We start from the raw sequence: 26,322 nt of genomic DNA on the forward strand, positions 1-26,322 counted from the left end.
GGCAAACGGCCTTGCGATGTTCATTTTAATAAACATAGACTTTGGGCACATCAAGCAACCGCGCCGCAATCACGGGGAGATAACAACAATGAACATCCAGAACGTCGTCGACTTCAGCCAGGCCACCACCGCCGCCGAGCGTTACCGCCCGGATCCGGCCAAAGTGCTCAAGGGCGACCCGGAACAAGCGGTGTACAACCACTACAACAGTCCTTGTGGTCAGTTGAATGCTGGCGTGTGGGAAGGTGAAGTCGGACAGTGGACGGTGAATTTCACCGAGCACGAGTACTGCGAGATCCTGCAAGGGGTTTCGGTGCTGCGTGACAGCGACGGCAATGCCAAGACCCTGCGTGCAGGCGATCGCTTCGTGATCCCGGCGGGTTTTCGCGGTACCTGGGAGGTGCTGGAGGCGTGCCGCAAGATCTACGTGGCGTTTGAACAGAAGGCCTGAAGAATATCGCTGTCCGGGCCGACGCTATCGCGAGCAAGCTCGCTCCCACAGGGATCTGTGGTGACCACAAACCTGTGGGAGCGAGCCTGCTCGCGATGAGGCCCTGACAGGCAGCGCATAACCATTAGACAACAAAAAAGGCCCGCATCTCGCGATACGGGCCTTTTTCGTAAGAGAGAAAAATCAATTACTTGATTTTGCCTTCTTTGTAGATCACGTGCTTGCGAACAACCGGATCATATTTCTTGATCTCGATTTTGTCCGGGGTAGTACGCTTGTTCTTGTCGGTAGTGTAGAAGTGACCAGTACCGGCGCTCGAAATCAAACGAATCAATTCACGCATGATTAGCTCCCTTAAACCTTGCCATCGCGGCGAAGTTCGGCCAGCACGACAGTGATGCCACGCTTGTCGATGATACGCATGCCTTTGGCAGATACGCGCAGACGCACAAAACGTTTCTCTTCTTCAACCCAGAAGCGGTGATGCTGCAGGTTCGGCAGGAAACGACGACGGGTTTTGTTGTTTGCGTGGGAAATGTTATTCCCGGTTACCGGACCCTTACCGGTAACTTGACATACTCTAGACATGCCTCAGCCCTCTAAAACCACATGCCCAACCCGGCATGGGTTGGCCGCTTAATCTCTCAGTCATTTGGCGCCAGGCGCCGCGTTTCTTTAGAGGTCTTACCGGCTACACCTACAGTGAAGGAACCGGGCCCCTAGAAAAGAGCGCTGCTTTATACCAGAAAGACTTGAGAGCAACAACATTCAGTGTGCGTTGAATTCACAAAAACCCCGTTTTCCGGGCTCCGAGCGCTTTGGACAAAGGCTATCGTCGATGGCGACCGCTCGTCGCAGAGAATCGGGCATTGGGCCAACCAAGGGGGTTTCTCAACCGCTGCACAGCAAAATCAGTCGCCTATAGTCCTCTCAAAATGAAAAAGGGGATAGTCATTTGCAAAAGAGCCCACTAGGGTAAGTCTTTTCCAGACTGCACTTGCAGATGGGCCTTCGATCTGTAAAGGAAGCCGACCATGCGCCTCGCTGCCCTACCGCTGTTGCTCGCCCCGCTTCTGCTGAGTCCACAAGCCTTTGCCGCCGCCCTGAGCGTCTGCACCGAGGCCAGCCCTGAAGGGTTCGATGTGGTGCAGTACAACTCGTTGACCACCACCAACGCCTCGGCCGACGTGCTGATGAACCGCCTGGTGGAATTCGACACGGCCAGTGGCAAAGTGGTCGCCAGTCTCGCCGACAGCTGGGAAGTCAGCCCCGACGGCCTGATCTACGTCTTCAAGTTGCACCCGCAGGTAAAATTCCATCGCACCGAATACTTCACCCCAACGCGCGACCTGAATGCCGAGGACGTGATTTTCAGCTTCGACCGCATGCTCGACCCGGCCAATGCGTGGCACAAAGTCGCCCAGAGCGGCTTCCCGCATGCGCAATCGATGCAGTTGCCGGCGCTGATCAAGAAAATCGACGCCCTCGACCCGCAGACCGTGCGCTTCACCCTCGACCACGCGGATTCGACCTTCCTGGCGACCCTGAGCATGGGGTTCGCCTCGATCTATTCGGCCGAGTACGCGGACAAGCTGATGAAGGTCGGCACGCCTGAAAAACTCAACAGCCAGCCGATCGGCACGGGTCCGTTCGTATTCACGCGCTTCCAGAAGGATGCTTCGGTTCGCTATAAAGCCAACCCCGACTACTTCGCCGGCAAACCCTCTGTCGATCCGCTGATCTTTGCCATCACACCGGACGCCAACGTCCGCTTGCAGAAATTGCGTCGCAATGAATGCCAGATCGCCCTGTCGCCCAAGCCTCTGGACGTACAGGAAGCGCTGAAAGAGCCGACCCTGAAAGTCGAAAAGACTGACGCGTTCATGACCGCATTCGTCGGCATCAACAGCCAGCATCCACCGCTGGACAAGCCAGAAGTGCGTCAGGCCATCAACCTTGCCTTCGACAAGGCCAACTACATCAAAGCCGTGTTCGAAGACACCGCCGAAGCGGCCAATGGTCCGTACCCGCCGAACACCTGGAGCTATGCGAAAAGCCTTCCGGGGTATCCGCATGACGTCGAGAAGGCCAAAGCGCTGATGGCCAAGGCCGGGCTCAAGGAAGGCTTCCGGACCACCATCTGGACCCGCCCTTCCGGCAGCCTCCTGAACCCCAACCCGAGCCTCGGCGCTCAACTGCTGCAATCCGATCTGGCGGAAATCGGCATTCAGGCCGAAATCCGGGTGATCGAATGGGGCGAGCTGATCCGCCGCGCCAAGGCCGGTGAACACGACTTGCTGTTCATGGGTTGGGCCGGTGACAACGGCGATCCGGACAACTTCCTCACGCCGCAGTTTTCCTGTGCCGCGATCAAGTCCGGCACCAACTTCGCCCGCTACTGCAATGCGGACCTGGACAAGCTGATCAGCGCCGGCAAGACCACCGGCGAGCAAGGCGTGCGCACCAAGCTCTACGAACAGGCGCAGACGCAGATCCAGCAACAGGCGCTGTGGTTGCCCCTGGCCCACCCGACGGCCTTCGCGCTGACGCGCAAGGATGTCGAGGGGTATTCGGTCAGCCCGTTCGGGCGGCAGGATTACTCCAAGGTCAATCTCAAATAATCGACATAGGAGCCTGTAGGAGCGAGCTTGCTCGCGATGGTCGTCAACGATAACGCGGGAAGCCAGACACCCCGCAGCGTTCTCGGGTTTATCGCGAGCAAGCTCGCTCCTACAGGGGGCTACGCCCTACATCCACCCATACTCAGCCATCGACAGCGGATCGCCATCGCCAATGATGAAATGGTCGAGCACCCGCACATCAATCAACTCCAGCGCCTTTTGCAGACGCTTGGTCAGCACCCGGTCGGACTGACTGGGGTCACTGTTGCCCGATGGATGGTTGTGGCAGAGGATCAATGCCGCTGCGTTGTTGGCCAAGGCACGCTTGACCACCTCTCGCGGATGAACGCTGGTGTTGTCAATGGAGCCGCGAAACAGCGTCTCAAACGCCAGTACCTGATGCCTGGAATCGAGAAACAGGCAACCAAACACCTCGTGTGGCTCATGGCGCAGCATTGATTTCAGGTACTCGCGAACCGCCTGCGGGCTCTCAAGTGCCGGTTTCTGGCGCGCACGCTCGGCCAGATGGCGCCTGCTCATTTCTTGCGCAGCCTGCAACTGTGCAAATTTCGCCGGCCCCAGCCCCAACTCCTTGCTGAACGTTTCCTGATCGGCCTCAAGCAGCAAACGCAGGCTGCCAAACTGATTCAACAGGTGTCGGGCCAAATCCACGGCGCTTTTACCGACCACGCCTGTCCGTAAAAATATCGCCAGCAATTCGGCGTCCGAAAGGCTTCCCGAGCCCTGTTCAAGCAGCCTCTCCCGCGGCCGCTCTGCCGCCGGCCAATCGCGAATACTCATAACACCTCCCTGTCTATGGGCGCCGCTGTTCCGTAGCGGTCGCTGTGATATCGTAGCCCATCTTTTTTGCGGGCGAATTCACCCTGGGGAGGGGGTTTCGCCACGTATGTCACCAACGAATTGAAAGGCAGGCCTATGCAGCGGCTGTATCGGAAACGCATTGTTCTGGGCGTCGGCGGCGGTATCGCTGCCTACAAGAGCGCCGACCTGGTTCGCCGCCTGATCGACCAGGGCGCCGAAGTGCGCGTGGTCATGACCCGTGGCGGCGCAGAGTTCATCACCCCGCTGACCATGCAGGCCCTGTCCGGGCACCCGGTCCACCTGGACCTGCTGGACCCGGCGGCCGAAGCAGCCATGGGCCACATCGAACTGGCGAAATGGGCCGACCTGGTGCTGATCGCCCCCGCCACGGCGGATCTGATTGCCCGCCTGGCCCAGGGCATTGCCGATGACCTGCTGACCACGCTGGTGCTGGCCACCGACGCGGTGGTCGCCGTTGCCCCGGCCATGAACCAGGCCATGTGGCGCGATCCGGCGACCCAGGCCAACCTGCAAACCCTCGAAAGCCGCGACATCAAGGTCTTCGGCCCAGCCTCCGGCAGCCAGGCCTGCGGCGACGTCGGCCTGGGGCGCATGCTCGAAGCCCTTGAGCTGGCCCAGTGCGCGGCAGACTGCTTCCAGCGTCAGGCCCTGACCGGCAAACACGTGCTGATCACAGCCGGCCCGACTCAGGAAAACATCGACCCGGTGCGCTACATCACCAACCACAGCTCCGGGAAAATGGGCTTCGCCCTGGCCGAAGCCGCCGTGGAAGCCGGTGCCCGCGTGACCCTGATCACCGGCCCCGTGCATCTGCCGACCCCGGATCGCGCCACTCGCATCGACGTGGTCAGTGCCCGCGACATGCTCGCCGCCTGCGAAGCAGCCATCCCTTGCGACCTGTTCATCGCTTCGGCAGCCGTCGCGGACTACCGCCCCGAAGTCGTCGCCCCACAGAAACTCAAGAAAGATCCTACGAACGGCGACGGCTTGTTGCTACAAATGGTGCGTAATCCGGACATCCTGGCCACCATCGCCACTCGCCCCGACCGCCCGTTCAGTGTCGGTTTCGCCGCCGAGACCGAACACCTGCTCGATTACGCTGCGCGCAAGTTGAAAGACAAGAACCTCGATTTGATCGTCGCCAACGACGTCGCCAACCCGAGCATTGGCTTCAACAGCGAAGAAAACGCCTGCAGCGTCATCGATCGCGAGCTTCACGCCACTCTTTTCGCCCAGACCAGCAAGAGCAAGATTGCTCGCCAGCTGATCACCTTTATCGCCGAACGTCTGAACCAGGTTTAATTTACATGCACGCTTTGCAAGCCAAGATCCTCGACCCCCGCATCGGTACCGAATTCCCGCTGCCGCAATACGCCACACCGGGCTCCGCCGGCCTCGACCTGCGGGCCATGCTGGAGCAGGACACTGTGATCAAGCCGGGTGAAACCGTGCTGATCCCTACCGGCCTGTCGGTCTATATCGGCGACCCGAACCTGGCGGCGCTGATTCTGCCGCGCTCGGGGATGGGCCATAAGCACGGCATCGTGCTGGGCAATCTGGTCGGCCTGATCGACTCCGATTACCAGGGCCCGCTGATGGTCTCCTGCTGGAACCGTGGCCAGACCGAATTCACCATGCCGGTCGGCGAGCGCCTGGCGCAGCTGGTGCTGGTGCCGGTGGTACAGGCTCACTTCGAGATGGTTGAAGAGTTTGTTGAAACCGAGCGCGGCACTGGCGGTTTCGGCCATACCGGTACCCGTTGATAGAGATCCATCGTGGCGAGGGAGCAAGCTCTCTCGCCACTAAATTCAAATTGTCATCTGTAACGTTTAGCACCGAAAATCAAGGCATTGCCCGGCCAAACCCTTGCCGTCAGGGGCGTCATGGCCCTTTCACACCACGAACTCTCTGTGGAAAACGCCGTCATACCCTTCAGATTGAACCTGTCGCCGAATGACTCGGCGGCCTGTCCAGCCACTTTCGAGATGGAGCACTTCCACAGATGAACACCCCGGCCAAAATTGCACCCAAGTTCCCTGACAGCATCTTCCGCGCCTACGACATCCGCGGCACCGTCCCGGAATTCCTGAACGCCGAGACCGCTTACTGGATTGGCCGCGCCGTCGGCTCCCAAAGCCTGGCCCAGGGCGAGCCAAATGTGTCCGTCGGTCGCGACGGTCGCTTGTCCGGCCCGGAGCTGGTCGCGCAATTGATCAAAGGCATCGCCGACAGCGGCTGCCACGTCAGCGATGTCGGCCTGGTCCCGACGCCGGCGCTGTACTACGCCGCCAACGTGCTGGCCGGCAAATCCGGTGTGATGCTCACCGGCAGCCACAACCCGTCGAACTACAACGGCTTCAAGATCGTCATTGCCGGCGACACACTGGCCAACGAACAGATCCAGGCCCTGCACGACCGCCTCAAGACCAACAACCTGAGCAGCGGCCAGGGCAGCATCACCCAGGTCGAAATCCTCGACCGCTACACCACCGAAATCGTCCAGGACATCAAGCTGGCCCGTCGCCTGAAAGTGGTCGTCGATTGCGGCAACGGCGCGGCCGGCGTGATTGCCCCGCAGCTGATCGAAGCGCTGAACTGCGAAGTCATCCCGCTGTTCTGCGAAGTCGACGGCAACTTCCCGAACCACCACCCGGACCCGGGCAAGCCTGAAAACCTCGTCGACCTGATCGCCAAGGTCAAGGAAACCAACGCTGACATCGGCCTGGCCTTCGACGGCGACGGAGACCGCGTCGGCGTGGTGACCAACACCGGCAGTATCGTCTATCCGGACCGCCTGCTGATGCTGTTCGCCCGCGACGTCGTAGCGCGTAACCCGGGCGCCGAGATCATTTTCGACGTCAAATGCACCCGACGCCTGATCCCGCTGATCAAGGAATACGGCGGCCGGTCGTTAATGTGGAAGACCGGTCACTCGTTGATCAAAAAGAAAATGAAACAATCCGGCGCCTTGCTGGCCGGCGAAATGAGCGGGCACATCTTCTTCAAGGAGCGCTGGTTCGGTTTCGACGACGGCATTTACAGCGCCGCGCGGTTGCTGGAGATCCTCAGCAAGGAAAAATCCTCGGCCGAAGAGCTGTTTTCGACCTTCCCGAACGATATTTCTACGCCGGAGATCAATATCCATGTGACCGAAGAGAGCAAATTCAGCATCATTGATGCACTGCACGACGCACAGTGGGGCGCAGGCGCCGACCTGACCACCATTGACGGCGTGCGAGTCGACTACGCCAAAGGCTGGGGCCTGGTACGCGCATCCAACACCACACCGGTGCTGGTGCTGCGTTTCGAGGCCGATGACGAGGCTGAATTGCAGCGCATCAAGGACGTTTTCAAAGTCCAGTTGAAGCGCGTTGCACCTGATCTCCAACTACCGTTCTGATTCACCCGGAGCCCTGAATGACCCTCGAACGCGAAGCCGCCGCCAACACCGCCAAGGTCCTGTCCGAAGCGTTGCCTTATATCCGCCGATACGTCGGCAAGACACTGGTGATCAAATACGGCGGCAACGCGATGGAAAGCGAGGAGCTGAAAACCGGCTTCGCCCGCGACATCGTGCTGATGAAGGCCGTGGGCATCAACCCGGTGGTGGTTCACGGCGGCGGCCCGCAAATCGGTGACCTGCTCAAGCGCCTGTCGATCGAGAGTCATTTCGTCGACGGCATGCGCGTCACCGACGCCGCGACCATGGACGTGGTGGAAATGGTCCTCGGCGGCCAGGTCAACAAGGACATCGTCAACCTGATCAACCGCCACGGTGGCAGCGCCATCGGCCTGACCGGTAAAGACGCCGAGCTGATTCGTGCGAAGAAGCTCACCGTCACCCGCCAGACTCCGGAGATGACCACCCCGGAAATCATCGACATCGGCCATGTGGGCGAAGTGGTCGGGATCAATACCGATTTGCTGAACCTGCTGGTCAAAGGCGATTTCATCCCGGTTATCGCGCCAATCGGCGTCGGCGCCAACGGTGAGTCGTACAACATCAACGCCGACCTGGTGGCCGGTAAAGTCGCCGAGGCGTTGAAGGCCGAGAAGCTGATGCTGCTGACCAACATCGCCGGCCTGATGGACAAGTCGGGCAAGGTCCTGACCGGTCTGACGACTCAACAGGTCGACGAACTGATCGCCGACGGCACCATCTACGGCGGCATGCTGCCGAAGATCCGTTGCGCACTGGAAGCGGTCCAAGGCGGCGTGGGCAGCTCGCTGATCATCGACGGCCGCGTGCCGAACGCGATCCTGCTGGAAATCTTCACCGATACCGGCGTGGGCACCTTGATCAGCAATCGCAAGCGTCCTTAAGCGATAGCCCGCAAACAAAAGACCCCGCTCAGCCTGGCTGAGCGGGGTCTTTTTTTGCCGCATTTCCTGTAGGAGCGAGCTTGCTCGCGAAAAACGTCAACGATAACGCAGGGTGCCCGGCGAAAAGCGGCGCTCTGACGCGCATCGCGAGCAAGCTCGCTCCTACAAGGGAATTGCGGTTAAACGCCGAACTGGGCGCGGTAGGCTTCCACTGCTGGCAAGTGCTGCTTGAGCTGCGGATCATCCGCCAGGAATTCCAGCACCTGGTTCAGCGAAACGATGCTGATGACCGGGATGCCGAAGTCACGCTCGACTTCCTGGATCGCCGACAACTCGCCATTGCCGCGCTCCTGGCGATTCAGGGCAATCAGCACGCCGGCGGCCTTGGCGCCGTCCTGGGAGGCGATGATCTGCATCACTTCACGGATGGCTGTACCGGCGGTGATCACGTCGTCGATGATCAGCACTTCGCCGGTCAAAGGTGCGCCCACCAGGCTGCCGCCTTCGCCGTGGGCCTTGGCTTCCTTGCGGTTGAAGCACCATGGCAGGTCACGGTTGTGATGCTCGGCCAGGGCCACGGCAGTAGTCGCCGCCAACGGGATGCCCTTGTAGGCGGGGCCAAACAGTACGTCGAACGCAATGCCGCTTTCGGCAATGGCAGCGGCGTAGAAACGACCCAGCTGCGCCAGGGCCGAACCCGAGTTGAAGAGCCCCGCATTGAAGAAGTAAGGACTGGTGCGCCCGGACTTCAGGGTGAACTCACCGAAGCGCAAAACGCCGCGATCGATGGCAAAACGGATGAAATCGCGCTGATACGCTTGCATGAAAAACCCCAAATACCACGGATTTAGCTAATTAGCTTGACGCCGTGTATCATACACGCACGCGATTTTTGGGGCCATTTATGCGGATCATCAGTGTGAACGTCAATGGTATTCAGGCTGCAGTCGAGCGTGGTTTGCTCAGTTGGCTGCAGGCACAGAATGCCGACGTCATCTGCCTGCAGGACACCCGCGCCTCCGCCTTTGAACTGGACGATCCAGCCTTCCAACTGGATGGATACTTCCTTTATGCCTGCGATGCCGAAGTCCCCGCCCAAGGTGGCGTGGCTTTGTATTCGCGGCTGCAACCGAAGGCTGTCATCAGCGGTCTCGGTTTCGAGACGGCCGACCGCTACGGGCGCTACCTGCAAGCCGATTTCGACAAGGTCAGCATCGCGACCTTGCTGCTCCCTTCGGGGCAGAACGGCGATGAAGACTTGAACCAGAAGTTCAAGCTAATGGACGACTTCGCCCGTTATCTGGATAAACAGCGGCGCAAACGTCGCGAGTACATCTATTGTGGCTCGCTGTACGTGGCGCAACAGAAGCTGGATATCAAGAACTGGCGCGATAGCCAGCAATCTCCGGGTTTCCTGGCGCCTGAACGCGCCTGGATGGACGAGATTGTCGGCAACATGGGCTATGTCGACGCCCTGCGCGAAGTCAGCCGGGAAGGCGACCAGTACAGCTGGTGGCCGGATAACGAACAGGCGGAGATGCTCAACCTTGGTTGGCGCTTCGACTATCAACTGCTGACCCCGGGCCTGCGCCGCTTCGTACGCAGCGCACGCTTGCCACGCCAGCCGCGGTTCTCGCAACACGCGCCGCTGATCGTGGACTACGACTGGACGCTGACCATCTGAGCGTCGTTTTGCAGATACAAAAAAGCCGACAGCAATGTCGGCTTAATGAGATGGTCAGCCTGACCGAGAAGCCCTGCAGGTTTACGCTTGCAGGGCTTTTCTCGTTTTCGGCCGGAGGATCTCTCATGAACACGATGACGCTTCTCGGTATCGACATCGGCAAACACAGTTTCCACTTGCATGGCCAGGACTCTAAAGGCCACCAGGTCTTGCGCAAAAAAACCAACCGCGGCCAATTGCTCAGTACATTGGCCCAGCTACCGGCCTGCACGGTGGTGATGGAGTCGTGCGGCGGCGCCCACTGGCTGGCTCGACAGATCGGTGCGTTGGGCCACGAGGTGAAGCTGATCGCCCCGCAGTACGTCAAACCATTCGTCAAAGGCAACAAAAACGACTTCATTGATGCCGAAGCGATTTGCGAGGCGGCGAGCCGCCCCGCCATGCGCTTCTGCTCGATCAAAACCGCAGAGCAGCAAACGCTTTCAGCCCTGCATCGGGTCCGTGAATCATTGATTGGCCATCGCACAGTGGCGACCAACCAGATTCATGGCTTTCTGCTGGAGTTCGGGATCAGCCTGCCTATTGGAGTCACTGCGTTGCACCGCGTGCCAGCGCTGCTGGACGATCCACAACACCCCGTTCCAGTACGCCTGAAGGGTGTGGTGATGCGTCTTCATCGTCAAATTCAACAGCTCAATGATGAAATCAAGGACATCGAGTCCGACCTGAAACAGCAGTTGAAAGAAGATGATGCCGGGAGTCGTCTGCAGAGTATTCCAGGTATTGGTCCCATCACCGCCAGCGCGGTATTGGCCGATGTGGGCGATGCGTCGAACTATCGAAGTGGTCGTGATTTTGCCGCTTCACTAGGGCTGGTGCCGAAACAGTACTCAACGGGTGGCAAGACGGTGCTGCAGGGGATCAGCAAACGTGGCGACAAGCACATACGCCAACTGCTGGTGCAGGGCGCGCGGGCCCTCATGCAGCATATCGATAAGCGGGAAGATGCCCTTGGGCCTTGGGTTCGAGAACTGCTAACGCGTCGACACGCCAATGTTGTCGCCTGCGCGCTGGCGAACAAACTGGCGCGAATCGTGTGGGCGGTACTGGCCAAAGGCGGCCACGTACGCCCCACGATCCGAACGTTTGAACCTACAGCTTTACCACCGGCTTTTGCGACGTCACTGACTGATGACAGTAAACGGCATATGGCCCGACTGAGAACCTGGCACAAAAATCAGCTTTAGAGGCTGACGGTTTTTTCAGGACAGTCGGGAGCGGCTACTCATCGAGGGCCGAGCGTTGTTACAGCAACGCTCACAACGAGCCCGAATACATTAGCGCAAGCCAGCTTTACCGAAAACAGCCAAAGAGGTTGCAGGAGACGGGCTGACCATACATTTTTGTGGACGGTGATTGCCGCCCTCTGTAGGAGCGAGCCTGCTCGCGATGGACGAAAGAGCACCGCTGGGTGTCAGGTATCCAATGTCATCATTAACGACCATCGCGAGCAGGCTCGCTCCTACAAAGGGGGTATTCGATCGTTATTTGATCAATCGCCATGTGAACGGATACCGGTAAGGCTGCCCTTCATTGGCCTTCACCCCGGCAATGATCGTCAACACCAGCGCACCTATCGCCACCAGTCCGAACAGGAAGAACCCGATAATCACCACCATCAACAGGAAGCAGATAGCCGAGGCAATGGCGACGGTGATCTGGAAGTTCAATGCCTCCTTGCCCTGGGCGTCGATGAACGGGTCCATCTCACGCTTCATTTGCCAGAGAATCAGCGGGCCGATCAGCGTGCCGAACGGAATCCAGATCCCCAGCAAGGCGGACAGGTGACAGAACATCGCCCACTGACGCACCTCCTGGCTCGGCGTGGGCAGCGGCAGTTGTTCGTCACTCATGGTGTCCTCCTTGCCTGGAGCGGTCCGGTCAGTCGGCCAATGCGGCCTTTTGCAGTTCGAAGATCTCGTTCATGCCTTTCTTCGCCAGTTCCAGCATGGCGTTCAGCTCTTCAGGCTGGAACGGCGCGCCTTCGGCAGTGCCCTGTACTTCAATGAAACCGCCAGCACTGGTCATCACCACGTTCAGGTCGGTTTCGGCGGCCGAGTCTTCCAGGTAGTCGAGGTCGAGCACAGGCTCGCCCTTGTACATGCCCACGGAAACAGCGGCGATCATCTGCTTGACCGGGTCGCCGCCTTTCAGGCCGCCACGCTTCTTGATCACTTTCAAGGCATCGATCAGCGCGACCATGGAACCGGTGATCGACGCAGTACGGGTGCCACCGTCTGCCTGGATCACGTCGCAGTCGACGTACAGGGTGACGTCGCCCAGCTTGGTCATGTCCAGCGCAGCGCGCAGGGAACGGCCGATCAGACGCTGGATTTCCAGCGTACGGCCGCCTTGCTTGCCACGGCTGGCTTCACGCTGGTTACGCTCGCCAGTGGCCCGTGGCAGCATGCCGTACTCGGCGGTCAGCCAGCCCTGGCCCTGGCCTTTCAGGAAACGCGGTACGCCCGGTTCAACGCTGACGGTGCAGATGACCTTGGTATCACCGAACTCGACCAGCACAGAACCCTCGGCGTGTTTGGTGTAGTTGCGGGTGATGCGGATCGAGCGGAGCTGATCGGCAGCGCGACCACTTGGACGTATCATAGGGAATACCTGTACTGGGGACGGAAAACTGCGGAGCATTATAGAGCCGACGGCCGCCCCTGGGCACTTCTAAAAAAATCCGCCGACGACCGAAGGCTCTGCACTGCACGCCGGCGCAGGCCTGCCGCTCTTTGTCACACCCTGTGTTTGGGCGCATCCGCGCCACTGCGCTACAATCCTGCGCCTTTGCTGCCAGTCGGCTTTAATTCATTGATATCGGACTCCCGGAACCAAGGTTCTGCGCCGATCTGCCTTGCGAGGTACCGCCATGGTGCACAGCATGACCGCCTTCGCCCGCGTCGAAAAAGCCGGCGTCCAGGGCACCCTGAGCTGGGAACTGCGGTCGGTCAACAGCCGCTACCTGGAACCCCACCTGCGCCTGCCGGAGTCCTTTCGCGACCTCGAAGGCGCGGTACGTGAAGCCCTGCGCCAAGGCGTATCGCGGGGCAAGCTCGAATGCACCCTGCGCTTCACCGAAGAAAACACCGGCAAAGCGCTGCAGATCGATCAGGAGCGCGCCGCGCAACTGGTCGCCGCCGCCGAGACCATCGCCGGCCTAATCAAGAACCCGGCCGCGCTGAATCCGCTGGAAGTCCTGGCCTGGCCCGGCGTACTGGTTGGCGACGCCACCGACCCGCAAGCCTTGAACGCCGAAGCGCTGGCACTGTTCAACCAGGGCCTCAAGGAACTCAAGGCCGGTCGCGAGCGCGAAGGTGCGGAGCTGGCACGGTTGATCAACGAGCGCCTGACCTCCATCGAAGAAGACGTGGTGACCCTGCGCGAATTGGTCCCGCAGATGCTCGCCACCCAGCGCCAGAAAGTCCTCGACCGTTTCGCCGACATGAAGGCCGAGATGGATCCGCAGCGCCTGGAACAGGAAATGGTCATGCTCGCGCAAAAAAGCGACGTCGCCGAAGAACTGGATCGACTGAGCACTCACATCATCGAAGTTCGCCGGGTACTCAAATCCGGCGGCGCTGCCGGTCGGCGCCTGGACTTCCTGATGCAGGAACTCAATCGCGAAGCCAACACACTGGGCTCCAAAGCCTTCGACCCGCGCAGCACCCAGGCTGCGGTCAACCTCAAGGTGTTGATCGAGCAGATGCGCGAACAAGTGCAGAATATTGAGTAAGGCTACCCCGACATGACCCACAGCACTGGCACCCTTTACATCATTTCCGCCCCTTCGGGCGCGGGCAAGAGCAGCCTGGTCAAGGCCCTGACCGATGCCGACCCGGAGATCCGCGTCTCGGTCTCCCACACCACCCGCGCCATGCGCCCGGGTGAAGTGAATGGCGTGAACTATCACTTCGTCGACCGCAGCGAGTTCGTGAAGATGATCGAGCACGGCGATTTCCTCGAGCGCGCCGAAGTGTTCGGCAATCTCTATGGCACCTCGCAAAGCCACCTGCAGCAGACCCTTGACGAAGGCCACGACCTGATCCTGGAAATCGACTGGCAAGGTGCCGAGCAAGTACGCAAGCTGATGCCGCAGGCCCGCTCGATTTTCATCCTGCCGCCGTCACTGCAAGCCCTGCACCAGCGCCTGACCAATCGCGGCCAGGACAGCGACGAGATCATTGACGGCCGGATGCGCGAAGCCGTCAGCGAAATGAGCCATTACGTCGACTACGATTACCTGATCATCAACGACGATTTTGCCCACGCACTGCACGACCTGAAGGCGATTTTCCGCGCCAATCAGCTGATTCAGAAGCGTCAGCAGCAGCGTCACGGCAAATTGCTGGCTGAATTACTCGGTTAATCAGCTCTTCCCAAAACCGCTGCAAGGGCTTTACATTGGCACTTGCAGCGCGTTGAAGGGCTTGGTCAAAAAATCAGCGCTTCCCTAATCGCTGGTGATTTTTTAAACTGTTGAGTCCGCTCGCCCATCCGGGCAGCGCGCATATTGCATTTGCTACGAGGAAGACCATGGCCCGCGTAACCGTTGAAGACTGCCTAGAACACGTGGATAACCGCTTTGAGCTGGTCATGCTCTCTACCAAGCGTGCCCGTCAACTGGCCACCGGCGGCAAAGAGCCGAAAGTAGCATGGGAAAACGACAAGCCTACCGTCGTCGCCCTGCGCGAAATCGCTGAAGGCCTGATCGACTACGCAGCTATCGCCGAAGCCGAAATCGTTGAAGATGAACCGCTTTTTGCTGCATTCGAGGACGAGTCCAACGAGGCCGTCTAAGCCTATGCCTGGTCGACGTAGCACGGCGCGGGATCACAGCCTACGGCAGGAGACATCATGCCGAGCATAGACGCCCTCGCCGATCGCTTATCGACCTACCTCGGCAAGGACCAGGTCAATCTGGTCCGCCGAGCGTATTTCTACGCCGAACAAGCCCACGACGGCCAACGCCGCCGTAGCGGCGAGGCGTACGTCACGCACCCACTCGCGGTGGCGAATATTCTTGCCGACATGCACATGGACCATCAGAGCCTGATGGCCGCAATGCTGCATGACGTGATCGAAGACACCGGTATTGCCAAGGAAGCGCTGCAAGCGCAGTTCGGCGAGACTGTGGCCGAACTGGTCGACGGGGTCAGCAAACTGACCCAGATGAACTTCGAGACCAAGGCCGAGGCACAAGCCGAAAACTTCCAGAAAATGGCCATGGCCATGGCCCGCGATATTCGCGTGATCCTGGTCAAGCTGGCCGACCGCCTGCACAACATGCGCACCCTGGAAGTGCTGTCCGGTGAAAAACGCCGACGCATCGCCAAGGAAACCCTGGAAATCTATGCGCCCATCGCCAACCGGCTGGGCATGCACGCCATCCGCGTAGAATTCGAAGACCTCGGCTTCAAGGCCATGCACCCGATGCGTTCCGCGCGGATCTACCAGGCCGTCAAGCGCGCCCGGGGCAACCGCAAGGAAATCGTCAACAAGATCGAAGAATCCTTAAGCCACTGCCTGGCCATCGACGGCATCCAGGGCGAGGTCAGCGGTCGCCAGAAACACCTCTACGGCATCTACACGAAAATGCGCGGCAAGCGTCGGGCCTTCAACGAGATCATGGACGTCTACGCGTTCCGGATCATCGTCGACAAGGTCGATACCTGCTACCGCGTGCTGGGCGCCGTACATAACTTATACAAACCACTGCCGGGGCGCTTCAAGGATTACATCGCGATCCCCAAGGCCAACGGCTATCAGTCGCTGCACACCACGCTGTTTGGCATGCACGGTGTTCCGATCGAGATCCAGATCCGCACCCGTGAAATGGAAGAGATGGCCAACAACGGCATCGCCGCCCATTGGCTGTACAAGTCCAGCGGCGACGAACAGCCGAAAGGCACTCACGCCCGCGCCCGCCAGTGGGTCAAGGGCGTGCTGGAAATGCAGCAACGCGCCGGCAACTCGCTGGAATTCATCGAGAGCGTGAAGATCGACCTGTTCCCGGACGAGGTCTACGTGTTCACGCCCAAGGGCCGGATCATGGAGCTGCCCAAGGGTTCCACGGCGGTCGACTTCGCTTACGCAGTGCATACCGACGTGGGCAACAGCTGCATTGCCTGCCGGATCAACCGTCGTCTCGCACCACTGTCCGAACCGCTGCAAAGCGGCTCCACGGTCGAGATCGTCAGCGCACCCGGCGCACGGCCGAACCCGGCATGGCTCAACTTCGTGGTCACCGGCAAGGCGCGCACGCACATCCGCCATGCGCTGAAACTGCAACGCCGCTCCGAATCCATCAGCTTGGGCGAACGCCTGCTGAACAAGGTCCTCAACGGATTCGACAGCTCGCTGGAGAAAATCCCGGCCGAACGCGTCAAGGCGATGCTCGCCGAGTACCGCCTCGAACTGATCGAGGATTTGCTCGAGGATATCGGCCTGGGCAATCGCATGGCCTATGTAGTGGCTCGCCGACTGCTCGGCGAAGGCGAACAGCTGCCAAGCCCGGAAGGTCCGCTGGCGATTCGCGGCACCGAAGGCCTGGTACTCAGCTACGCCAAGTGCTGCACGCCGATCCCGGGCGACCCGATTGTCGGCCACCTGTCCGCGGGCAAAGGCATGGTCGTGCACCTGGACAACTGCCGCAACATCAGCGAAATCCGCCACAACCCGGAAAAGTGCATCCAGCTCTCGTGGGCCAAGGATGTCACCGGCGAATTCAACGTCGAACTGCGCGTCGAACTGGAACACCAGCGCGGCCTGATTGCCCTGTTGGCCAGCAGCGTCAACGCCGCCGACGGCAACATCGAGAAAATCAGCATGGACGAACGCGATGGTCGCATCAGCGTGGTCCAGTTGGTGGTCAGCGTGCACGACCGCGTGCACCTGGCCCGCGTGATCAAAAAACTGCGCGCCTTGACCGGGGTGATCCGCATCACCCGAATGCGTGCATAGCTCGCAAACGTAGCCACCTCTTACAAGGAGTCATCAATGACCAAGACTGTTATCACCAGCGACAAGGCCCCGGCCGCTATCGGTACTTACTCCCAGGCGATCAAGGCTGGCAACACCGTTTACATGTCGGGTCAGATTCCCCTGGACCCAAAAACCATGGAACTGGTTGAAGGCTTCGAAGCCCAGACCATCCAGGTGTTCGAGAACCTCAAGGCCGTAGCCGAAGCAGCCGGTGGTTCGTTCAAGGACATCGTCAAGCTGAACATCTTCCTCACCGACCTGAGCCACTTCGCCAAGGTCAATGAGATCATGGGCAAGTATTTCGACCAGCCTTACCCAGCCCGCGCCGCCATCGGCGTTGCAGCCCTGCCAAAGGGTTCGCAGGTTGAAATGGATGCCATCCTGGTCATCGAGTAATGTGCACGGCGCAGCCCGGGGCTGCGCCGACTGCCCTGCTGTAAAGAAAGTCTGAAAGGATTCCACCATGCGCAATGCGCTTGCTCTCTCGCTGCTCGCTCTGCTTCTGGGCGGATGTGCCAGCAACCCTGCCGATCGTGATATCAGCGGCACCTGGATCAATCAGGTGGCGATCGATGCTGCCGCCAAAGGTGTCCCCCTGCGTGAAGCGCTCCAGGCCTATGGTCCGAACCTGGAATGGGACATCAACACCAAGGCCGGCCAGGCCCGCTACACCAATGGCTTTGAAAACGTCGAAGGCAAGCTGCAGGGTGAAGAATCCGGCCTCTGGAAAGTCGACTTTTATGGCAGCTCCGGTAGTGAACTGAGGCACGACGGCAAACAATTGAGCCAGACCGCGACCGAAAACGAATCAGCCCAGGTCTTCGACCGGGCATTGATCCCGGTACCGGATGGCGCACCGCTTGGCGCCAGCTTCGAACGCGCGCTGTATTCGGCCTACATGGGCGGTAGCTGGAAAGTCGTCAGCGGCCCCGGCGAAGGCGACACCGTGCAGTTCCAGGCCGACGGCCAGGTGACCGGCCTGCCGGGTACTGACCGTTATGCGCTGTGCCTGGCTGGCGATTGCGCCTCCATGAGCGGCGGCAATGACAACATGTGGCTGCAACTCAATGGCCAAGGAAACGCCTGGATCTTTGCACGCAAGGGCAAAGAGCTGGAGATTTTCCAGACCGTGAACACGGCGCAGGCGGACGAGATGCCTCAGTACACGCCCGGCGATCGCAAGTGGTTGCTGGAAAAGCAATAAGCAACGCATTACCCCCTGTGGGAGCGGGCTTGCTCGCGAAAGCGGTATAACAGCCAACAGAGATGTTGAATGTTACGAACCCTTCGCGAGCAAGCCCGCTCCCACATTTGGTTTACTGTGACCGAAAATCAGCAGCGCCCTTCAAGAATCGCCACATAACCTTCGCGAAAACTCGGGTACTTCGGCTCCCAGCCCAAAGCCTTCGCCCGCGCATTACTGCAACGCTTGCTGCCGGTGCGCCGCACGCTTGAATCGTCGTCCCACTCAGTCACGCCCAGATACCCGCGCAACCAGCCCACCACATCGGCCAGTGCTGCCGGCTCGTCATCGACGCCGATGTAGACATCCTCCAGCGCCACGCCTCGCCGGTCCGCCTCAAGCAGGCACGCCATCAACCCTGCGGCATCGTCCGCATGGATTCGGTTGGCATACAACGGTGGTTCGACCGCCACGCGATAACCCAGGCGGACCTGAGTCAGCAACCACTCACGCCCCGGGCCGTAGATGCCGGTCAGGCGCACGACACTGGCCGGGATACCGCTCTTGAGCGCGATCTGCTCGGCCTCGAGCATCACACGCCCAGAATAACCGGACGCCACCGTAGACGAACGCTCATCGACCCACTCGCCATCCTGCTGCCCGTAAACACTGCTGCTGGACACAAACAACAGGCGATTGGGCACCTGACCGTAGTCGTTCAACCACTCCAACACATGTTCCAGCCCCTGGACATAGGCTGCACGGTAGCCGGCTTCGTCGTGATCGGTGGCTGCCGCGCAATACACCAGGTAATCCACGGCACCGATCGGCCAAGTGGCCGGGCAGTCTTTGTTGAACAAATCACCGGCAACGCCGATGACGCCCGCGGGCAGGCGTGAAACATCCCGCCGCAGGCCATGAACCTCCCATCCCGCCGCCAGCAGCTGTGTGGCCAGGCGGCTGCCAACATCACCGCAACCGGCGATCAAAACAGTAGGCGCAGACATCAGAAAACTCCTATCGCAAAGCCACAGACTAGCGCCGGCAACAGACAGGCGGCTAGCAATGCAGGAAAAAAAGAGACGCTATTACTTCTGTTAACAAGAATTACTTGCAATAATACGCCCCACTTTTGTTCTCGGCCCTTCGAGGCCTGGAAGAACTTCACCCGTTTTTTCTCTCAGGTCCGGCCAGCATGACACGTAATCAACTCTCCGCTTCGCCAACCAAACGACCTCGCGCCTGGAGCGCGGTGGCCGCCCTGCTCCTCAGCCTGATGCTCGCGCCAGTCGCGGCTTTCGCCGATGCCCAGGCGCCAGCTACTCCGGCCGCCGCCGCAGCCCCTGCACCGGCTGATCACGCCGCCCCGGCCGTTGCTCCTGCCGCGACCGATCCTGCCCAGGCAGCACCGGCAGAGAACCTGGGTGAAGACGTTCCTGAAGTCCTCGAAGCCGACAACACTCTGGGCATGGCCCATGACCTGTCGCCGTGGGGCATGTACAAGAATGCCGACATCATCGTGAAAATCGTGATGATCGGCCTGGCCATCGCCTCGATCATCACCTGGACCATCTGGATCGCCAAGGGTCTTGAGCTGATGGGCGCCAAGCGTCGCCTGCGCGGTGAAATCGCCCAACTGAAAAAATCCACCTCCCTCAAGGAAGCCAGCGCCACGGCGGCGAAGGAAGGCACCCTCGCCAACCTGCTGGTGCACGATGCTCTCGAAGAGATGCGCCTGTCGGTCAACAGCCGTGAGAAAGAAGGCATCAAGGAACGCGTCAGCTTCCGCCTTGAGCGCCTTGTCGCGGCCTGCGGTCGTAACATGAGCAGCGGCACCGGCGTGCTGGCGACCATCGGTTCCACCGCGCCCTTCGTCGGCCTGTTCGGCACCGTGTGGGGCATCATGAACAGCTTCATCGGCATCGCCAAAACCCAGACCACCAACCTCGCTGTCGTCGCTCCCGGTATCGCCGAAGCCCTGCTGGCCACCGCACTGGGCCTGGTTGCAGCGATCCCTGCGGTCGTGATCTACAACGTCTTCGCCCGCTCCATCGCCGGCTACAAGGCTCAGGTGTCCGATGCGTCAGCACAGGTCCTGCTGCTGGTCAGCCGCGACCTCGACCACCAGCCTGAGCGCAGCTCGCAACCGCACATGGTGAAAGTGGGGTAATCGGCCATGGGCCTGCATTTGAAAGAAGGGGCAGACGACGATCTGTCCGAAAACCACGAAATCAACGTCACGCCGTTCATCGACGTGATGCTGGTGCTGTTGATCATCTTCATGGTGGCGGCCCCGCTGGCCACCGTGGACATCAAGGTCGACCTGCCCGCTTCCACCGCCAAACCGGCGCCGCGGCCAGAGAAACCGGTGTTCCTCAGCGTCAAGGCTGACCAGCGCCTGTTCCTCGGTGAAGACGAAGTGAAGGCCGAAGCACTCGGCGCTACGCTCGACGCCAGGACCCAGGGCAAAAAAGACACGACGATCTTCTTCCAGGCCGACAAAGGCGTGGATTACGGCGACCTGATGAGCGTGATGGACAACCTGCGCTCAGCCGGTTACCTGAAGGTCGGCCTGGTCGGACTCGAGACGGCAGCCAAGAAATGATCACGACGCGCCATAAGCTGACGCGTTACAGCGGTAGCCTGGCCGTGGTGCTGGGCGTTCACGCGCTGGCCATCGCGCTGGCGCTGAACTGGTCCGCCCGTCCGCCCATCGAATTGCCTCCTCAGGCAATGATGGTCGAACTGGCACCGGTCCCCGCCCCGCCACCGCCTGCTCCGCCGAAGGTCGTCACCCCACCGCAGCCACCGGCTCCGGTTGAAGAACTGCCGATCCCCAAGCTCGCCGAAGCGCCGAAAGCCGAGATTGCCGTGCCCAAGCCCGTCAAGCCGAAGCCAAAGCCACAACCGCCCAAGCCGGTAGAGAAGAAACCCGAACCGCCGAAGGAAAAACCGGCCGAGGAGAAACCGGCAGAAACGCAACAGACCCAGGCGCCTACGGAGAAATCCGCTCAGCCTGCACCGGGTCCTTCGCCGGCTCAACTGGCGGCCAAGGCCAGTTGGCAAGGCACGCTGCTGGCGCACCTGCAGAAGTACAAAAAGTACCCTGCCAGTGCACAGGCACGGGGCAAGGAAGGCATGAACCGCCTGCGTTTCGTCGTGGATGCCGAAGGCAATGTGTTGTCGTTTGAGCTGGTAGGCGCCTCGGGCACTGCCGATCTGGACCGGGCCACCCTGGAAATGATCCGCCGCGCTCAGCCGCTGCCCAAGCCGCCGGCCGACATGCTGACCAATGGCTCCATCGAAATCGTTGCACCCTTTGTGTATTCGCTGGAAAAACGCCGTCGGTAAACGCACCACCGCCCCATGTGGGAGCGAGCTTACTCGCGATAGCGGTCTAACATTCAACGTAGATGTCGAATGTTGGGCCCTCATCGCGAGCAAGCTCGCTCCCACAGAGATTTCTGCCAACAGGAAGGTCGCGTTCCAAGCCAAAAAGGCACCGAAAGGTGCCTTTCTCTTATCTGCCAGCGGCAAACCGGCATTGCCCAGTGTCACCGGACACGTTCAGTCTGATAACGTGCGTCTATCGATTGCAGCCGGTATGCTTGGCCCGCAACTTCATGGACGCTTGCTATGACCCTCACAGAATTACGCTACATCGTTACCCTCGCCCAAGAGCAGCACTTCGGCCACGCGGCCGAGCGTTGCCACGTCAGCCAGCCGACCCTTTCGGTGGGCGTGAAAAAGCTTGAAGACGAACTCGGTGTGCTGATTTTCGAGCGCAGCAAAAGCGCCGTGCGCCTGACGCCTGTCGGCGAAGGCATCGTGGCCCAGGCTCAAAAGGTGCTGGAACAGGCTCAGGGCATCCGCGAACTGGCCCAGGCCGGCAAGAACCAGCTGACTGCCCCGCTCAAAGTCGGCGCGATCTACACTGTCGGGCCGTACCTGTTCCCGCACCTGATTCCACAACTGCACCGGGTCGCCCCGCAGATGCCGTTGTACATCGAAGAAAACTTCACCCATGTGCTGCGCGACAAACTGCGCAACGGCGAACTCGACGCGATCATCATCGCCCTGCCGTTCAGCGAAGCCGACGTGCTGACCCTGCAGCTCTACGACGAGCCGTTCTACGTGCTGATGCCGGCGCAGCACCCGTGGACGCAAAAAGAGTCCATCGATGCCAGTCTGCTCAACGACAAGAGCCTGCTGCTGCTCGGCGAAGGCCACTGCTTCCGCGATCAGGTACTGGAAGCCTGCCCGACCCTGACCAAAGGCAACGACGGCGCCAAGCACACCACGGTGGAATCCAGTTCCCTGGAAACCATTCGCCACATGGTCGCCTCCGGCCTCGGGATTTCGATCCTGCCGTTGTCGGCAGTCGACAGCCACCACTACGCCCCCGGCGTGATCGAGGTGCGTCCTTTGTCGGCACCCGTACCGTTCCGCACCGTGGCCATTGCCTGGCGCGCGAGCTTCCCGCGTCCGAAGGCGATTGAAATCCTCGCCGACTCCATTCGCCTGTGCTCGGTGGCCAAGCCAGCGGCGCAGGTTGCTGCGGGCTAAGCGACGGTCATGAGCGAGTTGTCGCAAGTGTCGGTTACGGCACTCAAGGGTGTCGGTGAAGCCATGGCCGAGAAACTGGCCAAGGTCGGCCTGGAAAACCTCCAGGACGTGTTGTTTCACTTGCCCCTGCGCTATCAGGACCGCACCCGCGTGGTCCCGATTGGCGCGCTGCGACCCGGGCAGGATGCGGTCATCGAAGGCACGGTCAGCGGTGCCGATGTGGTCATGGGCCGTCGGCGCAGCCTCGTGGTGCGCTTGCAGGACGGCACCGGCGGACTCAGCCTGCGTTTCTACCATTTCAGCAATGCACAGAAGGAAGGCCTCAAACGCGGCACGCGGATTCGCTGCTACGGCGAGGCACGGCCCGGTGCTTCGGGGCTGGAAATCTACCACCCGGAATATCGCGCTATCACTGGCGACGAACCACCGCCGGTGGATGAAACCCTGACTCCGGTCTACCCGCTCACCGAAGGCCTGACCCAACAGCGCCTGCGCCAGTTGTGCATGCAGACCCTCACCCTGCTCGGCCCCAGCAGCCTGCCCGACTGGTTGCCCAACGAGCTGGCCCGCGACTACCAATTGGCGCCGCTGGCCGATGCAATCCGCTACCTGCACAACCCGCCCGCCGATGCCGACGTCGATGAACTCGCCCTCGGCCATCACTGGGCACAACACCGCCTGGCTTTCGAAGAACTGCTGACCCATCAACTGTCGCAACAGCGCCTTCGTGAAAGCATGCGCGCCCTGCGTGCGCCCGCGATGCCCAAAGCCACCCGGCTGCCGGCCAAATACCTGGCCAATCTCGGCTTCAACCCGACGGGCGCCCAGCATCGGGTCGGCAACGAAATCGCCTACGACCTCAGCCAGCACGAACCGATGCTGCGGCTGATCCAGGGCGACGTCGGCGCCGGCAAAACCGTGGTTGCCGCCCTTGCCGCGCTGCAAGCGCTGGAGGCCGGTTATCAGGTCGCACTGATGGCGCCCACCGAGATTCTCGCCGAGCAGCACTTCATCACCTTCAAGCGCTGGCTCGAGCCGCTGGGCATTGAAGTCGCATGGCTCGCCGGCAAGCTCAAGGGCAAGAACCGCACCGCCGCGCTGGAGCAAATCGCCAGCGGCACACCTATGGTGGTCGGCACTCACGCGCTGTTCCAGGACGAAGTGCAATTCAAGAACCTGGCGCTGGTGATCATCGACGAACAGCACCGTTTCGGCGTTCAGCAGCGTCTGGCCCTGCGGCAGAAAGGCGTCGGCGGACGCATGTGTCCGCATCAGCTGATCATGACCGCCACGCCGATTCCGCGCACGCTGGCCATGAGCGCCTACGCCGACCTCGACACCTCGATCCTCGACGAACTGCCCCCCGGCCGAACCCCGGTCAACACAGTGCTGATCACCGACACCCGGCGGGTCGAAGTCATCGAGCGGGTGCGCAGCGCTTGCGCCGAAGGGCGTCAGGCCTATTGGGTATGCACGCTGATCGAAGAGTCAGAAGAGCTGACCTGCCAGGCCGCCGAAACCACATATGAAGACCTCACCGCCGCCCTCGGCGAGCTGAAGGTCGGGCTGATCCACGGCCGCATGAAACCTGCGGAAAAAGCCGCGGTAATGGCCGAGTTCAAGGCCGGCAACCTGCAACTGCTGGTCGCGACCACAGTGATCGAAGTGGGCGTCGACGTGCCCAATGCCAGCCTGATGATCATCGAGAACCCCGAGCGCCTGGGCCTGGCGCAACTGCACCAGTTGCGCGGCCGCGTCGGTCGGGGCAGCGCCGTCAGCCATTGCGTGCTGCTCTACCATCCTCCGCTGTCACAGATCGGCCGTCAGCGCCTGGGCATCATGCGCGAAACCAACGATGGTTTTGTCATCGCCGAAAAGGACCTGGAATTGCGCGGCCCCGGCGAAATGCTCGGCACCCGCCAGACCGGCCTACTTCAATTCAAGGTCGCCGACCTGATGCGCGATGCCGATTTACTGCCCGCCGTGCGAGATGCCGCCCAGGCATTGCTCGAACGCTGGCCGACCCATGTCAGCCCGCTACTCGACCGTTGGCTGCGTCATGGCCAACAATACGGCCAAGTGTGACAACCGTCACAGTTTCTGGGGCGTGGCCTTAGGCAAGCTGGTTATACTCCAGCAATTGTTTAATCACGGATACAGACCATGACCGACGTTGCCTTCGCACCCGATACCCCGCACGCTCCGTCGGTTATTCGGCTGATGCTGGGCAAGTTGGGCATTGCCTACGAAGAAGTGCTGGAGCATCACGGCCTCAATGCCGCACGCAAAGTGCAGGCCGTTCTGCTCGATGACAGCGTCGGCGCGTTGATGGTGTTGTTCCCGCAGAGCCAGTTGCTGGACCTCAATCGCCTCACTGAACTCACCGGTCGCCGCCTCACCGCCGTACCGATCGAGCGCCTGACAAAAATGCTCGGCAAGCACAACCTCAGCTTGCTGCCGGGCCTGCCGGCGCTGACCAGTTCACCCTGCCTGTACGACGAAGGCCTGCTGCGTGAGCCAAAGTTGTTGATCAACTCTGGTGAGCCGGGCGTGCTGCTGGAAGTCTCCAGCGAAGACTTCAGGACCATGCTGACCAAGGCCAGCGCCGCCAACTTTGGCGAAAACCTGACCAGCATCCGACCGAACCTCGACCGTCCCGATGACGACCGCAAGGAAATCACCCAGGCCGTCCAGGCGTTTACCGCGCGGCGCATCCAGCAGCGTCTGGAAGAGACCATCGAGATTCCGCCGCTGGCTGAAACCGCGCAAAAGATCATCAAGCTGCGTGTCGACCCCAACGCCACTATCGACGACATCACCGGCGTGGTCGAAACCGACCCGGCGCTGGCCGCGCAAGTCGTGAGCTGGGCAGCGTCGCCGTACTACGCCTCGCCGGGCAAGATCCGTTCCGTGGAAGACGCCATCGTGCGCGTGCTGGGCTTCGACCTGGTGATCAACCTGGCGCTTGGCCTGGCTCTGGGTAAAACCCTGAGCCTGCCCAAGGACCACCCGCAACAAACCACGCCGTACTGGCAGCAATCCATCTACACCGCCGCCGTCATCGAAGGCCTTACCCGCGCCATGCCGCGCACCCAGCGCCCGGAAGCAGGCCTGACCTACCTGGCCGGCCTGCTGCACAACTTCGGCTACCTGCTGCTGGCCCACGTGTTCCCGCCACACTTCTCACTGATCTGCCGCCACCTGGAGGTCAACCCGCACCTGTGCCACAGCTTCGTGGAACAACACCTGCTGGGCATCAGCCGTGAACAGATCGGCTCGTGGCTGATGCGCTACTGGGACATGCCCGAAGAGCTGTCGACCGCGCTGCGCTTCCAGCACGACCCGGCCTACGACGGCACCTACGCCGAATACCCGAACCTGGTCTGCCTGTCGGTGCGCCTGCTGCGCAGCCGAGGCATCGGCTCCGGCCCCGACGAAGGCATCCCCGACGCACTTCTTGAACGCCTCGGTCTGAGCCGCGCCAAGGCCGACGACGTGGTTAGCAAAGTGCTGGAAGCTGAAGTGCTGCTGCGCGAACTGGCATCGCAATTCACCCAAGGCTGAAAGCATCGCGGGCAAGCCCGCGACAGAACCGACTTCACTTTTG

The 26,322-nt window shown here is 60.7% G+C and carries 25 protein-coding genes and 2 pseudogenes; 20 read left to right on the plus strand and 7 right to left on the minus strand.

Going from position 1 to position 26,322, the window contains the following annotated elements; translation table 11 throughout:
- Positions 1-88: 88 nt before the first annotated feature.
- A complete protein-coding gene (locus PPUTUW4_RS26970) occupies positions 89-451 on the plus strand; it encodes a cupin domain-containing protein (protein WP_015097361.1) in 363 nt (120 codons plus the stop codon).
- Between the two features lie 187 nt (positions 452-638).
- On the opposite strand, the gene rpmG is transcribed toward PPUTUW4_RS26970, so the two are convergent.
- Both rpmG and rpmB read right to left on the minus strand, forming a co-directional pair.
- Positions 639-794, minus strand: coding sequence for a 50S ribosomal protein L33 (gene rpmG, locus PPUTUW4_RS26975; protein ID WP_003177274.1), 156 nt, complete (start codon positions 792-794; stop codon positions 639-641).
- A gap of 11 nt (positions 795-805) precedes the next feature.
- On the minus strand, positions 806-1,039 hold the full coding sequence (gene rpmB / locus PPUTUW4_RS26980; RefSeq protein ID WP_007975166.1) for a 50S ribosomal protein L28: 234 nt from the start codon (positions 1,037-1,039) through the stop codon (positions 806-808).
- A 446-nt stretch (positions 1,040-1,485) separates the two neighbouring features.
- On the opposite strand from rpmB, the gene PPUTUW4_RS26985 reads away from it, so the two are divergent.
- Positions 1,486-3,072 carry an ABC transporter substrate-binding protein gene (locus tag PPUTUW4_RS26985; protein WP_015097362.1) on the plus strand — a complete coding sequence of 529 codons (1,587 nt, stop codon included), beginning with the start codon at positions 1,486-1,488 and terminating at the stop codon, positions 3,070-3,072.
- Between the two features lie 126 nt (positions 3,073-3,198).
- On the opposite strand, the gene radC is transcribed toward PPUTUW4_RS26985, so the two are convergent.
- Positions 3,199-3,873: a DNA repair protein RadC gene (gene radC / locus PPUTUW4_RS26990; protein ID WP_015097363.1), complete on the minus strand. Its 675-nt coding sequence runs from the start codon at positions 3,871-3,873 to the stop codon at positions 3,199-3,201.
- Positions 3,874-4,008: 135 nt separating this feature from the next.
- Here radC and coaBC point away from each other — a divergent pair, with 135 nt between their 5' ends.
- The 4 genes and pseudogenes from coaBC (at position 4,009) to argB (ending at position 8,238) form a co-directional block, all read left to right on the plus strand.
- Entirely contained in the window at positions 4,009-5,217 is a 1,209-nt protein-coding gene (gene coaBC / locus PPUTUW4_RS26995) for a bifunctional phosphopantothenoylcysteine decarboxylase/phosphopantothenate--cysteine ligase CoaBC (protein ID WP_015097364.1), read from the plus strand.
- A 5-nt stretch (positions 5,218-5,222) separates the two neighbouring features.
- A complete protein-coding gene (gene dut / locus PPUTUW4_RS27000; protein WP_007975171.1) occupies positions 5,223-5,678 on the plus strand; it encodes a dUTP diphosphatase in 456 nt (151 codons plus the stop codon).
- A 233-nt stretch (positions 5,679-5,911) separates the two neighbouring features.
- A pseudogene (locus PPUTUW4_RS27005) lies at positions 5,912-7,315 on the plus strand (phosphomannomutase/phosphoglucomutase); the annotation flags it as partial.
- 17 nt (positions 7,316-7,332) lie between these two features.
- Positions 7,333-8,238 (plus strand): acetylglutamate kinase, encoded by a 906-nt coding sequence (gene argB / locus PPUTUW4_RS27010; RefSeq protein ID WP_015097366.1) that lies wholly within the window; start codon positions 7,333-7,335, stop codon positions 8,236-8,238.
- A 179-nt stretch (positions 8,239-8,417) separates the two neighbouring features.
- Here argB and pyrE read toward each other — a convergent pair whose 3' ends face one another.
- On the minus strand, positions 8,418-9,062 hold the full coding sequence (gene pyrE, locus PPUTUW4_RS27015) for an orotate phosphoribosyltransferase (RefSeq protein WP_007975175.1): 645 nt from the start codon (positions 9,060-9,062) through the stop codon (positions 8,418-8,420).
- Positions 9,063-9,142: 80 nt separating this feature from the next.
- Here pyrE and PPUTUW4_RS27020 point away from each other — a divergent pair, with 80 nt between their 5' ends.
- Complete coding sequence (locus tag PPUTUW4_RS27020) at positions 9,143-9,922, plus strand: exodeoxyribonuclease III (protein WP_003176915.1); 780 nt, start codon at positions 9,143-9,145, stop codon at positions 9,920-9,922.
- A gap of 125 nt (positions 9,923-10,047) precedes the next feature.
- Positions 10,048-11,037, plus strand: a pseudogene (locus PPUTUW4_RS27025) (IS110 family transposase); the annotation flags it as partial.
- A gap of 429 nt (positions 11,038-11,466) precedes the next feature.
- Here PPUTUW4_RS27025 and PPUTUW4_RS27030 read toward each other — a convergent pair.
- Both PPUTUW4_RS27030 and rph read right to left on the minus strand, forming a co-directional pair.
- Entirely contained in the window at positions 11,467-11,835 is a 369-nt protein-coding gene (locus PPUTUW4_RS27030; RefSeq protein ID WP_015097368.1) for a DUF4870 domain-containing protein, read from the minus strand.
- A 28-nt stretch (positions 11,836-11,863) separates the two neighbouring features.
- Entirely contained in the window at positions 11,864-12,586 is a 723-nt protein-coding gene (gene rph, locus PPUTUW4_RS27035) for a ribonuclease PH (protein ID WP_007975179.1), read from the minus strand.
- A gap of 268 nt (positions 12,587-12,854) precedes the next feature.
- Here rph and PPUTUW4_RS27040 point away from each other — a divergent pair, with 268 nt between their 5' ends.
- The 6 genes from PPUTUW4_RS27040 (at position 12,855) to PPUTUW4_RS27065 (ending at position 18,170) form a co-directional block, all read left to right on the plus strand.
- Positions 12,855-13,718, plus strand: coding sequence for a YicC/YloC family endoribonuclease (locus PPUTUW4_RS27040; RefSeq protein WP_007975180.1), 864 nt, complete (start codon positions 12,855-12,857; stop codon positions 13,716-13,718).
- Between the two features lie 12 nt (positions 13,719-13,730).
- Entirely contained in the window at positions 13,731-14,351 is a 621-nt protein-coding gene (gene gmk, locus PPUTUW4_RS27045; RefSeq protein ID WP_007975181.1) for a guanylate kinase, read from the plus strand.
- Between the two features lie 167 nt (positions 14,352-14,518).
- A complete protein-coding gene (gene rpoZ, locus PPUTUW4_RS27050) occupies positions 14,519-14,782 on the plus strand; it encodes a DNA-directed RNA polymerase subunit omega (RefSeq protein ID WP_007921129.1) in 264 nt (87 codons plus the stop codon).
- Positions 14,783-14,839: 57 nt separating this feature from the next.
- Entirely contained in the window at positions 14,840-16,945 is a 2,106-nt protein-coding gene (gene spoT, locus PPUTUW4_RS27055) for a bifunctional GTP diphosphokinase/guanosine-3',5'-bis pyrophosphate 3'-pyrophosphohydrolase (protein ID WP_015097370.1), read from the plus strand.
- A gap of 36 nt (positions 16,946-16,981) precedes the next feature.
- Positions 16,982-17,362: a RidA family protein gene (locus tag PPUTUW4_RS27060; RefSeq protein ID WP_015097371.1), complete on the plus strand. Its 381-nt coding sequence runs from the start codon at positions 16,982-16,984 to the stop codon at positions 17,360-17,362.
- 67 nt (positions 17,363-17,429) lie between these two features.
- Positions 17,430-18,170: a hypothetical protein gene (locus PPUTUW4_RS27065; RefSeq protein ID WP_015097372.1), complete on the plus strand. Its 741-nt coding sequence runs from the start codon at positions 17,430-17,432 to the stop codon at positions 18,168-18,170.
- 128 nt (positions 18,171-18,298) lie between these two features.
- Here the strand turns inward: PPUTUW4_RS27065 and PPUTUW4_RS27070 are convergent, their stop codons facing one another.
- Positions 18,299-19,156, minus strand: a complete 858-nt coding sequence (locus PPUTUW4_RS27070) for an SDR family oxidoreductase (protein ID WP_015097373.1) — start codon at positions 19,154-19,156, stop codon at positions 18,299-18,301.
- A 188-nt stretch (positions 19,157-19,344) separates the two neighbouring features.
- Here PPUTUW4_RS27070 and exbB point away from each other — a divergent pair, with 188 nt between their 5' ends.
- From exbB to PPUTUW4_RS27100, 6 genes are all read left to right on the plus strand, one after another.
- A complete protein-coding gene (exbB, locus tag PPUTUW4_RS27075; RefSeq protein WP_015097374.1) occupies positions 19,345-20,319 on the plus strand; it encodes a tonB-system energizer ExbB in 975 nt (324 codons plus the stop codon).
- Between the two features lie 6 nt (positions 20,320-20,325).
- On the plus strand, positions 20,326-20,754 hold the full coding sequence (gene exbD, locus PPUTUW4_RS27080; RefSeq protein ID WP_007975187.1) for a TonB system transport protein ExbD: 429 nt from the start codon (positions 20,326-20,328) through the stop codon (positions 20,752-20,754).
- Complete coding sequence (locus PPUTUW4_RS27085) at positions 20,751-21,500, plus strand: energy transducer TonB (RefSeq protein ID WP_015097375.1); 750 nt, start codon at positions 20,751-20,753, stop codon at positions 21,498-21,500. Before exbD ends, PPUTUW4_RS27085 begins: the two co-directional genes overlap by 4 nt.
- 285 nt (positions 21,501-21,785) lie before the next feature.
- Positions 21,786-22,715, plus strand: coding sequence for a hydrogen peroxide-inducible genes activator (locus tag PPUTUW4_RS27090; protein WP_007975189.1), 930 nt, complete (start codon positions 21,786-21,788; stop codon positions 22,713-22,715).
- Positions 22,716-22,724: 9 nt separating this feature from the next.
- A complete protein-coding gene (gene recG / locus PPUTUW4_RS27095; RefSeq protein ID WP_015097376.1) occupies positions 22,725-24,800 on the plus strand; it encodes an ATP-dependent DNA helicase RecG in 2,076 nt (691 codons plus the stop codon).
- Between the two features lie 78 nt (positions 24,801-24,878).
- Entirely contained in the window at positions 24,879-26,279 is a 1,401-nt protein-coding gene (locus PPUTUW4_RS27100) for an aminoacyl-tRNA deacylase and HDOD domain-containing protein (protein ID WP_015097377.1), read from the plus strand.
- Positions 26,280-26,322: the final 43 nt, after the last annotated feature.

The sequence above is a fragment of the Pseudomonas sp. UW4 genome (assembly GCF_000316175.1).
Taxonomy (GTDB): domain Bacteria; phylum Pseudomonadota; class Gammaproteobacteria; order Pseudomonadales; family Pseudomonadaceae; genus Aquipseudomonas; species Aquipseudomonas laurylsulfatiphila.